This window comes from Leisingera sp. ANG-Vp, assembly GCF_000813725.1.
In the GTDB taxonomy this organism is placed as follows: domain Bacteria; phylum Pseudomonadota; class Alphaproteobacteria; order Rhodobacterales; family Rhodobacteraceae; genus Leisingera.
Map to the genome: position 1 here is coordinate 1 of NZ_JWLD01000036.1, position 12,608 is coordinate 12,608.

The 12,608-nt window shown below is 62.1% G+C and carries 10 protein-coding genes; 8 read left to right on the forward strand and 2 right to left on the reverse strand.

All coding sequences use genetic code 11. The features are described from left to right. Positions 1-20: 20 nt before the first annotated feature. Positions 21-1,226, reverse strand: a complete 1,206-nt coding sequence (locus RA20_RS12145; protein ID WP_052248980.1) for an aromatic ring-hydroxylating oxygenase subunit alpha — start codon at positions 1,224-1,226, stop codon at positions 21-23. A gap of 149 nt (positions 1,227-1,375) precedes the next feature. Between RA20_RS12145 and RA20_RS12150 the strand changes: the two genes are divergently transcribed. From RA20_RS12150 to RA20_RS12185, 8 genes are all read left to right on the forward strand, one after another. Then, on the forward strand, positions 1,376-2,884 hold the full coding sequence (locus RA20_RS12150) for a trimethylamine methyltransferase family protein (RefSeq protein WP_039128883.1): 1,509 nt from the start codon (positions 1,376-1,378) through the stop codon (positions 2,882-2,884). Positions 2,885-3,096: 212 nt separating this feature from the next. Beyond that, a complete protein-coding gene (locus RA20_RS12155; RefSeq protein ID WP_241482249.1) occupies positions 3,097-4,023 on the forward strand; it encodes a GlxA family transcriptional regulator in 927 nt (308 codons plus the stop codon). Between the two features lie 203 nt (positions 4,024-4,226). Continuing rightward, the gene (locus RA20_RS12160; RefSeq protein ID WP_039128885.1) at positions 4,227-5,792 is read left to right on the forward strand and encodes an ABC transporter substrate-binding protein; all 1,566 of its coding nucleotides are present in this window, start codon (positions 4,227-4,229) and stop codon (positions 5,790-5,792) included. 146 nt (positions 5,793-5,938) lie between these two features. Further along, on the forward strand, positions 5,939-6,919 hold the full coding sequence (locus RA20_RS12165; protein WP_039128888.1) for an ABC transporter permease: 981 nt from the start codon (positions 5,939-5,941) through the stop codon (positions 6,917-6,919). Then, complete coding sequence (locus tag RA20_RS12170) at positions 6,916-7,866, forward strand: ABC transporter permease (RefSeq protein ID WP_039128891.1); 951 nt, start codon at positions 6,916-6,918, stop codon at positions 7,864-7,866. Before RA20_RS12165 ends, RA20_RS12170 begins: the two co-directional genes overlap by 4 nt. 4 nt (positions 7,867-7,870) lie before the next feature. Then, a complete protein-coding gene (locus RA20_RS12175; protein WP_039128895.1) occupies positions 7,871-8,866 on the forward strand; it encodes an ABC transporter ATP-binding protein in 996 nt (331 codons plus the stop codon). After that, on the forward strand, positions 8,863-9,906 hold the full coding sequence (locus tag RA20_RS12180; RefSeq protein WP_039128898.1) for an ABC transporter ATP-binding protein: 1,044 nt from the start codon (positions 8,863-8,865) through the stop codon (positions 9,904-9,906). The genes RA20_RS12175 and RA20_RS12180 overlap by 4 nt, the downstream gene beginning before the upstream one ends. 14 nt (positions 9,907-9,920) lie before the next feature. Continuing rightward, on the forward strand, positions 9,921-10,841 hold the full coding sequence (locus tag RA20_RS12185) for a LysR family transcriptional regulator (RefSeq protein ID WP_039128899.1): 921 nt from the start codon (positions 9,921-9,923) through the stop codon (positions 10,839-10,841). A 65-nt stretch (positions 10,842-10,906) separates the two neighbouring features. Here RA20_RS12185 and RA20_RS12190 read toward each other — a convergent pair whose 3' ends face one another. After that, positions 10,907-12,502 (reverse strand): GMC family oxidoreductase, encoded by a 1,596-nt coding sequence (locus RA20_RS12190; RefSeq protein WP_039128902.1) that lies wholly within the window; start codon positions 12,500-12,502, stop codon positions 10,907-10,909. Positions 12,503-12,608: the final 106 nt, after the last annotated feature.

Below are 12,608 nucleotides of genomic sequence, written 5' to 3' on the forward strand. Positions count from 1 at the left end.
GGCGGGGGCGGCGCCCGCCTTCATGTCTTGTCCAGCTGCGCCAGCAATTCCGCGTTGCGGGCCTTCAGCTTCCCCGGCGCGGGTTCCTCATGCTCCAGCACCGGGAACAGCTTGCGCAGCTCATCATGGTAGCTGCGCACGCCATGCTCCAGATCCGAAAGGATCACACCATCATAGCCGCTGGAGAAGGCCGCCTCCCAGCACCATTCGATCAGCTGCTCATCCTCTTTCGAAGTGATCCGGTCGATCCGCCCGCTGAGATAGCGCGCAGCCCGCAGCTGGCGGTCCTCCGCCGGGCGTTTGTAGCAGGCGGCACGCTGGATCGTGCGGCCGTTTTCCACCGGAAACTCGTGGTAGAAGATCACCGAGTCCGGGTAAATGCCAAATACCAGGTTGGGAAACAGCCCCAGATACAGCCAGGCCGCCTGGTGCGCATCGTCAAGGGCCGCGGCCCTGGGCAGCAGCTTCTTGTAGTTGCGCACGCTCCACAGGCGGCCGCTGCCGGGGCGGAAACCGCCGAACGAGCGTGCGGCGCCATTGCTGAACGGTTGATCTTCATAGTTGCTGCCGAACAGATCATGCAGGCCAGGGTGCGCCAGCGGCACGTGGTAGCCCTCGTTGTCCACATCGCGGACGCATTTCCAGTTGGCGGCGATTTCCGTGGTGCTGATCCCGTTGCCATCCGGCAGCAGCTCTGCCAGGCCGTAGGGCGTCAGCTCGTCCTCGAACTGCGCCATCACCTGCGAGACCGAAGGCTGCGGCCCCGGCTTGAAGCGCACAAAGACAAAACCGTGCCAGATGTCCATCTCGACCGGCTTCAGCCCCCATTCCACCGGATCCAGGTCTGGCAGGGTGTCCGGCCGCGCAGCACCGCGCAAGGTGCCGTCCAAGTTGAAGGCCCAGCCATGGAAGGGGCAGATGATGGCGTGTTTGCAATGGCCCTTGTCTTCGGCCACCACGCGGCTGCCGCGGTGGCGGCAGAGATTGTGAAAGGCGCGCACTTCGCCGTCTGCACCTCTTACCACCAGAGCCCGCTCGCCGGTGTAGTCAGCTGCCATGAAGTCTCCGGGTTCCGGCACATCGTTCACATGGCAGACCAGCTGCCAGTGGCGCCGGAACAAGAGCTCCTTTTCTTCTTCCAGCATCTCCGGATTGGTATAGCTCCAGGCGGGCAGCCCGGTGCGGCCGGCCCTGGGGTCAGACTGAAACGTGATTTCGTCCTTCATAAGGCTCTCCTTCCCTCTGGCAGGAACCGCTATCATTTTTTATTTGAGCGCTCAAATAAAAAATTTGGCAAGAGGGCGCTTTTAAAGCTGGACATGGCCACCGCCTGGCGTAAAGTTTGAGCAATCACTCAAAAATCAGGGTAGAGCCAATGCGCCGCGCGAGAAGCCGCAGAAAAACCGCCTCACAAGAAGTCCCGGTCAGCAAGGGGCCGCACTCCCGGGCCACGCCTGCCTACGCACCGCTGACGCAGGCGCAGGCGGACAGGATTTTGGACACGGCGGTGGAACTGCTGGCCACCTCGGGCGTGGTGTTTGAGCCGGGCGGCGAGGCGGACGGCCTGCTGCGCCAGGCAGGCTGCACGCTGTCGGACGGCGGGGTGGTCACGATCCCCGAGGCCGTCACCCGCCGGGCACTGGAAACCGCCGCCCGCAGCGCCACACTTTGGGACCGCAACGGCGAAAACCCCATAACGATTGATTGCGATCACACCTGGTTCATGCCCGGCATGACCTGCATTGCCGTCTACGACGCGGAAACCGGCGAGCCGCGCCCCTCAACGCGCGAGGACCTGGCGCTGATCACCCGGGTTGCCGACCAGCTGCCGCACGTTGATGCCGTCTGCATCGCAGCGAAGAACGTTGAAGAGTCGAACCAGTTCGGAGAAATCGACGAATTCGCCTGCTTGATGGAGAACACGGTCAAACCGCTTGAATACCTTTGCGAACACCCGTCGTCCCTTGATGCGGTGATCGAGATGGCAGCAGCGCTGCGCGGTTCGCGGGAGGCATTGAGGGAAAAGCCCTATTTCCTGCATCTGATCACACCGCTGCCGGTCAATCTGGCCCGGATCCATTCGGAGCAGATCATCACCGCGGCGCGGGCAGGCATCCCCGTCAGTGTCGGCACCCTGCCGATTGGCGGCGCGTCGTCTCCCATCACTCTGGCCGGCTGCATTACCCACGCATTGATGACGGATTTTGCCGCAATCGTGCTTGGTCAGCTGGCGGCTGAGGGCAGTTTCTGCATTGGCAGCTCTGATGTGAATTTCATGGAGCCGGCCACCGGCGCCATCGGCAGCTTTTCCCAGACCTCGGTCGGCGACATGGCGATGTGCCAGATCCGCCGCGCGCTGGGCTTCCCCTCGCTGACCGGCATAGGCGGCTGCTCGGTGGCGCGGCGGTTCAATCAGGATGCTGTCTGGGAAATCTCCTCGAACATGACCCAGATGTTCTACAACCGGCCTGCCACGATCGACTACATGGGGTCGCTCGACCAGGGGCTGACATTCTCGCTGCACGCCCTTCTCCTGTGCGACGACCTGGCCGGGCTGCTGCGCAAGATGTGGCAGGGGCTGGAAGTTTCTGACAGCCAGATGGCGGTGGATCTCATCCGCGAAGTCGGCCCCACCGGAAATTTCCTGGCCCATCAGCACACAGTCGACAATTGCCGTACACAGGTCTGGAATTCCCGCTACTTCGGGCCGAACATTCCGCTCAGCAACGCAGGCAACCCGGATCAGGATCTGTTTGAGCGGATTGACAGCGACCTCAACGCGATGCTGGCAGAGTTGAAGCAGCCTGAACTGCCGCCGGAGATCAAGGCGGCAGTTGCCGAAGTATTGGACAGGTACAAGACGCACATGCCGGATCTTGCCTGACTGCCGGCATCCGCCTTGCTGAGGCCAGTTGCCGCATCGCGGTGGCAGCTGTGTCCGCAGGGCGAGAGGCGGCTTGAAAGTTGCGCGCGTGTTTTCCATTCTGGTGGCTGCGCTTACGCCGTTAGCATGGAAAGGAAACCGTGCAAGTCCGCCCGCCTATATCCCCGGTTCCACCCGGCAAGTTCAGGAAAACCCTGAGCTTTGAAATTTACGTGCGCCCAGGGTTTTCGCATCTCGAGCTGTCGTCGGTGATTGGCGTGCTTCAGGCGGCCAATGCGCTGGAAACCGGGGTGCAGTTCACTTGGCAGGTGGCTTCGGACTTGCCAGGGCTGGTTTCCAGCAGTTCCGAGGTTCTGGTGCGGGCTGAACCGGCCATCGGCGATCAGTATTTGAAGGATTATCTTTTTGTCACGGGCGGGAGCAACTGCAGCGGCGGCAATTGGATGCAGCGGGCCAGGGCGATGCAGAAACTGCGCCGTCCGGTGCTGCTGCTGTCGGATGCTGCCACTGCCTACATCCGGGCGTCGGCGCCATTGTCCGGTCCGGTGACCACTCATTGGCAGGACGCAAGAGCTTTGGCCGAGACCGGGAACTACCCGACGGTGACAAACCGGCTGGCCGAGAACAACGCCGGGATCTTCACATGCGCCGGTCACGGGCATACGGCAGAGATCGTCATCCGGCTTTTGTCGGAAGTGCTGTCGCCGCAGGACTGCGCCGAGCTGACAAGTGCGATGGTGTTGGAAACCGCCCGGGGGTTTTCAGGTGAACAGCCCAAAGGGGCAGGCGGAAACTTCAATTTTCTGGGGGGCAAGCTGGCCAAGGCTATTGCCATCATGGAGGAGAGTGTCGAGGCACCGCTGCCCACGGCAGTCATTGCCGAAAAGGCAGGGCTGTCCGTCCGCCACATGGAGAGGCTGTTTCTCACCCATCTCGATACCACGCCGGCTCGGCACTACCGGCGGGTGCGGCTGAAGCTGGCAGGCAAGCTGATCACGGACACCAGCTTGCCGGTTGTCGATATCGCGCTGGCTTGCGGGTTCCCGTCCTCGGCCTCGCTGGCCAAGGCTTACCGGCATGAATTCGGAGTCACTCCGCACCAGCTGCGCAGCGGCAGAAAAGGCGGTTCAGCAAGGTAGCAGCACAGGGATAGCGCGCTTGCTTTGCTGCGGCGGAACCGCCTGAAATTGACGCGTTCGGCGCTAAGCTTCTGCTACGGAACAGTTATTCGGCTTGTGCATGGCTCCAATGTGGTTCCTGCATACCCTATGCGATATCGGCATTTCACAGTGCCGGCTGCACAGGATAGCGTTTCCGCCATAATCACAGGGGAGTATGCCTAATGACGAAATTTGTCAGAAGCCTGGCGGCCGCAGCCGTTGTGGCGGCAATGGCACCGATGGCCTATGCCGAAACCACCGTGCGCGTTGCCTATGACGCCGACCCGGTCTCGCTGGATCCGCATGAGCAGCTGTCCGGCGGCACGCTGCAGCTGTCGCACATGGTCTTTGACCCGCTGGTGCGCTGGACCCAGGACCTGCAGTTCGAACCGCGCCTGGCCGAGAGCTGGGAGCAGATCGACGGCACCACCATGCGCTTCAAGCTGCGCAGCGGCGTGACCTTCCACAGCGGCAACGCACTGACCGCCAATGACGTCGACTGGACCTTTGACCGGCTCAAGGAAAGCGACGACTTCAAGGCGATCTTCGCTCCCTTCACCGATATCGAAGTCATTGACGACATGACTTTCGACCTCAAGACCGCAGAGCCTTATCCGCTGGTCCTGCACACCGCGACCTACATCTTCCCGATGGACAGCGCCTATTACACCGGCACCACCGCGGACGGCAAAGACAAGTCCGAGATCGTCAAGCACGGCGACAGCTTTGCCTCGCGCAATGTCTCCGGCACCGGCCCCTTTGTCGTGTCCGAGCGTGAGCAGGGCGTGCGCGTGGTCTTCGACCGCTACGACGGCTACTGGGACACCGCAAGCGGCGGCAACGTCGACAAGATCGTGCTGACCCCGATCAAGGAAGACCCGACCCGCGTGGCGGCCCTGCTGTCCGGCGACGTGGATTTCATCGCACCGGTGCCGCCGACCGATCTGAAGCGCGTGGCCGATGCTGACGGCGTCGATCTGATCACCATGCCCGGCACCCGCATCATCACCTTCCAGATGAACCAGAACCGGGTTGAAGCCTTCAAGGACGCCCGCGTCCGCAAGGCAATCGACTATGCTGTGAACAACGCAGGCATCGTTGACCGCATCATGCGCGGCTTCGGCACCGTGGGCGCACAGGCGAGCCCGGCCGGCTACCTGGGCTACAGCGAAGACTTTGCACCGCGCTACGACCTGGAGAAAGCCAAGGCGCTGATGGCTGAAGCAGGCTATGCCGACGGCTTCTCGATCACCATGATGGCGCCGAACAACCGCTATGTGAACGATGACAAGATCGCCCAGGCAGTGGCTTCGATGCTGTCAAAGATCAACATCACCGTTGACCTGCAGACCATGCCCAAGGCGCAGTACTGGCCGACTTTCGACGAGCGCGCAGCAGACATGATGATGATCGGCTGGCATGCGGATACCGAGGACTCGGCCAACTTCCACCAGTTCCTGACCGCCTGCCCGGATGATGCTACCGGCAACGGCCAGTACAACTCGGGCAACTACTGCAACGCCGAGGCAGATGCGCTGATGAACCAGGCGAACGCGGAAACCGACCCGGCCAAGCGCGCGGACCTGCTGCAGAAGCTGGAAGGCATCCTGTACGACGAGGCCGCCTTCATCCCGCTGCATTGGCAGAACCTGGCCTGGGGCGCCAAGTCCGGCATGAATTCCGCCGACATCGTGAACGCGCTGAACTTCCCCTATTTCGGTGACCTGGTTGTCGAGACCGGCAGCTAAGACACGCGAAAGACCCGGGCCGGTCTCCCCCGGCCGGCCCGGGACACTCATATAACAAACGGCTGCCAAAGCCGTGCTTGCAGGATGCGCCGTTCCACGGAACAATGGCCCCTGCGCTGTCATCAAACTCTACAAAGGTCAGGAAGATGTTTGCCTATCTCGCGAAGCGAGTGATTCAGGCGATAGCCGTGATGTTTGTCATCTCGCTTATTGCCTTTGCCATCCAGGGCAACCTGGGCGACCCGCTGCGCGAGCTGGTCGGGCAGTCGGTCTCGGAAGAAGTGCGCCAGCAGCTGCGCGATGAACTGGGGCTGAACGACAGCTTCGTGACACAGTACCTGCGCTTTGCCGGCAATGCGCTGCAGGGCGATCTGGGCACATCCTATTTCTTCAAGGAACCGGCACTGGATGTGATCCTGAAGAAACTGCCCGCGACGCTGGAACTGGTGTTCGGCGCCACCCTGATCATCGTCGGCTTCTCGGTGCCGCTGGGCGTCTATACCGCGATCAAGCCGGACTCCATCCTCAGCCGCATCATCATGGGCCTGTCGATCATCGGCATCTCGATCCCCGTCTTCCTGACTGCGATCCTGATGATCTTTGTGTTCTCGGTGGAATACGGCTGGCTGCCCTCCTACGGGCGCGGCGACACCGTGCATGTCTGGGGCTATTGGCAGACCAATTTCGCCACCGCCGACGGCTGGCTGCACATTATCCTGCCCAGCTTTGCGCTGGCCTCGATCATGCTGCCGCTGTTTGTCCGCCTGATCCGCGCTGAAATGATGGAAGTGCTGCAGTCGGAATATGTCAAATACGCCAAGGCCAAAGGCATTAAACCCTGGCGGATCTATTTCATCCACGCGCTGAAGAACACGCTGCTGCCGGTGATCACCGTCGGCGGTGTGCAGATCGGCACCATGGTGGCCTACACCATCCTGACCGAGACGGTGTTTCAGTGGCCGGGCATGGGCTTCATGTTCCTTGAGGCGGTGAACCGCGTCGATACCCCGCTGATCGTCGCCTATCTGATCGTTGTCGGCTTCATCTTTGTGGTCACCAACACCATCGTCGACCTGATCTACGGCCTGGTGAATCCGACCGTGAACATCGCGAGGATGGGCGCATGAGCACCGAAATGCTGAACCCGAAACAGCAGCCCTCGCGCTGGTCCAAGGCCTGGAACTCCAACATGGGCTACAGCTTCCGCCGTAACCCGGTGGCAGTGGTGAGCATGGTGGTCTTCCTGCTGATCGCTGCGGCCTCCTTCCTGGCCCCGCTGATCGCGCCTTACGACCCCTACGATCCGGCGCAGATCGACATCATGAACTCCGAGTATCCGCCTGTGTGGATCAACGACTCGCTGCCCGAGTTCTTGCTGGGCACCGACGACCAGGGCAGGGACCTGCTGTCGACGATCCTCTACGGCACCCGGCTGTCGCTGCTGATCGGCATCTGCGCGGTTGCGCTGCAGGCCTTCCTGGGCATCTCCATCGGCCTGATCGCCGGCTATGTCGGCGGCCGCCTGGACAGCCTGCTGATGCGGCTTGCGGATATCCAGCTGTCCTTCTCGACCCTGATGGTGGCGATCATCTTCCTGGCCGTAACCCAGGCGATGTTCGGCTCGGAGACCTTTAACCGTTATGCCATCGTCTTCCTGATCGCGGTGATCGGCGTGGCCGAATGGCCGCAATATGCCCGCACCGTCCGCGCCACCGTGCTGGCCGAGAAGAAGAAGGAATATGTCGACAGCGCCCGGGTGCTGGGCTTTGGCCCGATGCGGATCATGGTGCGGCACATCCTGCCGAACTCGCTGTCGCCGATCTTTGTGATCTCCACCGTGCAGGTCGCCAATGCGATCATCTCCGAGGCCTCGCTCAGCTTCCTGGGCCTGGGCATGCCGCCCAGCCAGCCGTCGCTGGGCTCGCTGATCTCCTCGGGCTTTGACTACATCTTCTCGGGCAGCTGGTGGATCACCGCCATCCCCGGCGTGGTCCTGGTGGTGCTGGTCCTTGTCATCAACCTGCTGGGCGACTGGATGCGCGACGTCCTGAACCCGAAACTCTACAAGGGGTAACGCGATGAGCCTGCTTTCCGTTCGCGACCTCACCGTCAAATTCGCCATGCGCGACCAGACGGTCACCGCCCTCAACGGCATCTCCTTCGACCTCGCCAAGGGCGAGCGCCTCGGCATCGTCGGCGAAAGCGGCGCCGGCAAGTCGATCACCGGGTTCTCGCTGATGAACTTGCTGAGCCGCCCGGGATACATCGACAACGGCCAGATCCTGTTCGAGGGCGAGGATGTCGTTCAAATGAACGACAAGCGCCTGCGCAATCTGCGCGGCAACCGGATGGCGATGATCTTCCAGGATCCGATGGTGACGCTGAACCCGGTGCTGACCATCGGCCAGCAGATGATCGAAACCCTGATGGCGCACCGCAAGCTCAGCCGCGAAGAGGCGCGCCAGATCGCCATCGTCAAACTGCGCGAGGTCTATATCCCCTCGCCGGAGGAACGCCTGGAGCAATACCCGCACGAGCTGTCCGGCGGCATGCGCCAGCGGATCATCATTGCAATTGCGCTCTTGCTGGACCCGCAGCTGATCATCGCGGATGAACCGACAACGGCGCTGGACGTGACCATCCAGGCCGACATCATGGAGCTGATGCTGGAGCTGTGCCAGTCGAACCAAGTGGGACTGATCCTGATTACCCACGATCTGGGCGTGGTCAGCCAGATGACCGAGCGCACGCTGGTCATGTACGCGGGCCGCATCATTGAATCGGGCCGCACGCGCGAGATCATCAACGACCCGCAGCACCCCTATACGCAAGGGCTGATCAACGCGCTGCCGCAGCAGACCCTGCCGGGCCAGCGGCTGAAGCAGATCCCGGGCAACATGCCGGGCCTCGCCAGCATTCCCACCGGCTGCGCCTTCAACCCGCGCTGCAAATACGCAACCGACCTCTGCCGCAGCCGGGTGCCGGAAACCGTGCATTACGGCGAGGTCGAGGTGGCCTGCCACGAGGTGCAGCGCCTGAACAGCGATGAAGACCGTCAGGAGGCACGGGCATGAAGGACGCCAAGACAGACCGCCCGCTGCTGGAGATCAGGAACCTGGAAAAACGGTTCGATCTCGACCACGGCTTCCTGGAGACGCTCAAGTTCAAGCAGGGCCGGATCGTGCGCGAGACCCGTTCGGTCCATGCGGTGAACAACATCTCGCTGGAGGCCAGCCGCGGCGAAGCACTCTGCGTGGTTGGCGAGTCCGGCTGCGGCAAGTCCACTGTGGCACGGCTGGTGGCCGGTCTGCTGACCCCGACCGCAGGCGAAATCCACTATGGCGGCCAGCGTATCGACAGCCTGTCGCGCGGCGAGATGCAGCCGTTGCGCAAGAAGATCCAGATGATCTTCCAGAACCCCTACGCCTCGCTCAACCCGCGCATGACCATCCGGCAGGCGCTGGAGGAGCCGGTGCGCCATCACAACCCCGGCGCCTCGGCGGGCGAGGTGCGAGACAAGGTGACCGAGGTGATGATGTCGGTCGGCGTCGATCCCAGCTGGGCCAAGCGCTACCCGCATGAATTCTCCGGCGGCCAGCGCCAGAGGATTGCCATCGCCCGCGCCCTGACGGTGGACCCAGAATTCATTATCGCCGATGAACCGATCAGCGCATTGGACGTCTCGATCCAGGCGCAGGTGCTGAACCTGATGCTGGAAGCCAAGGAAAGCCGCGGCCTCACCTATCTGTTCATCACCCATGACCTGAGCGTGGTGGAGCACTTCGGCACCCGCGTCGCAGTGCTTTACCTCGGGTCGGTTTGCGAAGTGGCGGACACGCGGACATTGTTCTCCAACCCCAAACACCCCTATACTCGGGCCTTGCTGTCCGCGGTGCCGCAGCTCAAGGACGACCGGCCGAACCATATCCGCCTGAAGGGCGAGATCCCGACGCCGATCAACCTGCCGCAAGGCTGCCCCTTCCAAAGCCGCTGCGCCTTTGCGGACGCGCGATGCAAGAGTGAAAAGCCCAAAGCCATTCACCAGCCCGATGGCAGCACTGTCGCCTGCCATGCTGTCGAAGAAGACAGGCTGGATGAGGTGGCCGCCGGTTAAGACGGGACGCCCAGTTGGACATCATCTGGCTCAAAGATTTCGAGGCCCTGGTCGCGTGCAAGAATTTCTCGCGCGCGGCCGAGGAACGCAATGTCAGCCAGCCGGCTTTCTCCCGCCGCATCCGGGCGCTGGAGAATGAGATCGGCGTGCGGCTGATCAACCGCGAAACCCTGCCGCTGACGCTGACCCCGGCGGGGGAAGTGTTCCTGTCCCAGTCCCGCATCATGCTGCGCACCTACGAGGAAACCATCGAGCGCTGCCAGACTATCGATGCGGCCAGCGAGAACGTGATCCGCTTTGCCGCCTCGCAGTCGCTCTACATGACCCACTACAAAACCCTGATCGCGCCCCTGGCCAGCGAAGGGGGGCTGGACACCGACCTCAACTCCACCTCCTGGGCCGCCGATCAGTTCGTCAGCGCGCTGCAGCAGGGTTATTGCGACGTGATCCTGACCTACTGGCACCCGTCGATGGATTTCCTCGGGCCGCTGGAGGTCGCCAATTTCGAATACCTGACCCTTTCCACCGACCGCTATGTGCCGGTATCCCGCACCACCCCGGACGGCGCGCCGGAATTCGGCTTTAAGGAAGGTTCAAAGGACGCCGTGCCGCTCTTGTCTTATGGCGCGGTCTCGGCCCTGCGCTCGGTGCAGGAATTTGCGCTGGATCAGCTCTTGCCGGGGCAGAAGGTCTTTGTGGTCAACCAGAACGCTTTGGCAAACAGCGTCAAGGCGATGATTCAGGAGGGCTTTGGCATGGGCTGGCTGCCGCTGAGCCTGTGCCGCGAGGAGATTTCAGCAGGGCGGTTCGGGGTTGTCGACGAACGGCTGGCCACCGACCTGGAAATCCGCCTCTACCGCGATCCGCGAAGCACCAAGCAGACGCTGGACGTTCTGTGGAAGCAGCTGAAACGCTCCGCCCTGGAAACCGCCTGACCTCTGGTCTGGGCGCCTGGTTGATGGAGAGGGCTGGTTAAGGCCCTGACTTTCAGCGGTTAAACTCAGCCGGACGCGGCAATCAGGTCGCTGGCCTTTTCGCCGATCATGATCGCCGGGGCATTTGTATTGCCCGAGACGATTTCCGGCATGATCGAGCAATCGGCCACCCGCAGACCGCGAATGCCATGCACGCGCAGCTCTGCGTCGACCACTGCATCCTCGCCCTGGCCCATCTTGCAGGTGCCGGTCGGGTGGTAGATCGAGGCGGTGTTGCTGCGCGCCCAGTCCAGCGTTGCCTCGTAATCATCCATCGGCAGGTCCGCGCTGGGGCGGAACTCCTCCGAGATCTTTGAGGTCAGCGGCGCGTGGCGGGCGATCTTGCGGGCGATGTTCACCCCGGCCACCACGGTGCGGCAGTCGGTTTCCGCCGACAGGTAGTTGGGAATGATCTTGGGGTAAGTATTCGGATCCGAGGACACGATCCGGATCTCGCCCTTGCTTTCGGGGCGCAGCTGGCAAACCGACATGGTGAAGGCGGAAAAGGGATCAGCGCCTTTGCCGGGGTTCTCGGCTGACAGCGGCTGCACGTGGAACTGGATGTCCGGGGTCTCCAGATCGTCGCGGGTCTTCATGAACCCAGTGGCAAGGCTTGCCGCCATTGTCATCGGCCCGGCCCGGAACAGCGCATACTTCAGGCCGATCTTGGCCTGGCCGAACAGGGTGCGGACCTCGTCGTTCAGAGTGGGCTCGTTGCATTTGTAGACCAGCCGGGCCTGCAGGTGATCCTGCATGTTCTTGCCGACGCCATAGAGGTCCTTTTTGACCTCGATCCCCTGTTCGGCCAGCTGCGCGCCCTCGCCAATGCCTGACATCATCAGGATCTGGGGCGAGTTGATGGCGCCGCCTGACAGCACAATCTCGCGCCGTGCGGTGATGCGCTGGATCTGGCCTGCGCGGTCTTTATAAAGAACCGCCACAGCGCGGCCTTCCTGGATATCGACCTTTTGCACCATGGCCCGGGTGATGATTTGCAGGTTCTCACGCTTCTTCACCGGGTTCAGAAAGGCCACGGCCGAGCTGCAGCGGCGGCCATTCTTGGCCGTCAGCTGGAAGAAGCCGACGCCTTCCTGGCTGGCGCCGTTGTAATCAGGGTTGAACGGATAGCCCGCAGCCTGCGCCGCCGCGACCCAGGCGTCGGTAATGGGGCGCTGGATGCGCATGTTGGAGACCGACAGCGGGCCGCCGCTGCCGTGAAAATCATCCGCGCCGCGCTCGTTGTTTTCCGAGCGTTTGAACAGCGGCAGAACATCCTCCCAGCCCCAGCCTGCATTGCCCATCTGGCGCCAGCGGTCATAGTCCTGCGGCTGGCCGCGCACGTATAAAAGACCGTTCAGCGAGGAGGAACCGCCCAGCACCTTGCCGCGGGGCCATTCGATCGAGCGGCCATTGAGGCCCGGATCCGGCTCCGTCTTGTAGCACCAGTCGACCGAAGGGTTATGGATCGTCTTGAAGTAGCCGACGGGGATGTGAATCCAGGGATTGATATCCCGCCCGCCTGCCTCCAGCAGCACCACTTTGTTGTTAGGGTTTGCGCTCAGCCGGTTGGCGATGACGCACCCCGATGACCCCGCTCCGATAACAATGAAATCTGCTTCCACGACCTTCTCTCCGGCTTGTGTGGAAAAAACTTCTATACAGATCGCAGGAAATAATCTAGATATTTTTGATACGAAACGTCTCAATAATTGATCTTAGGGAGGAGAA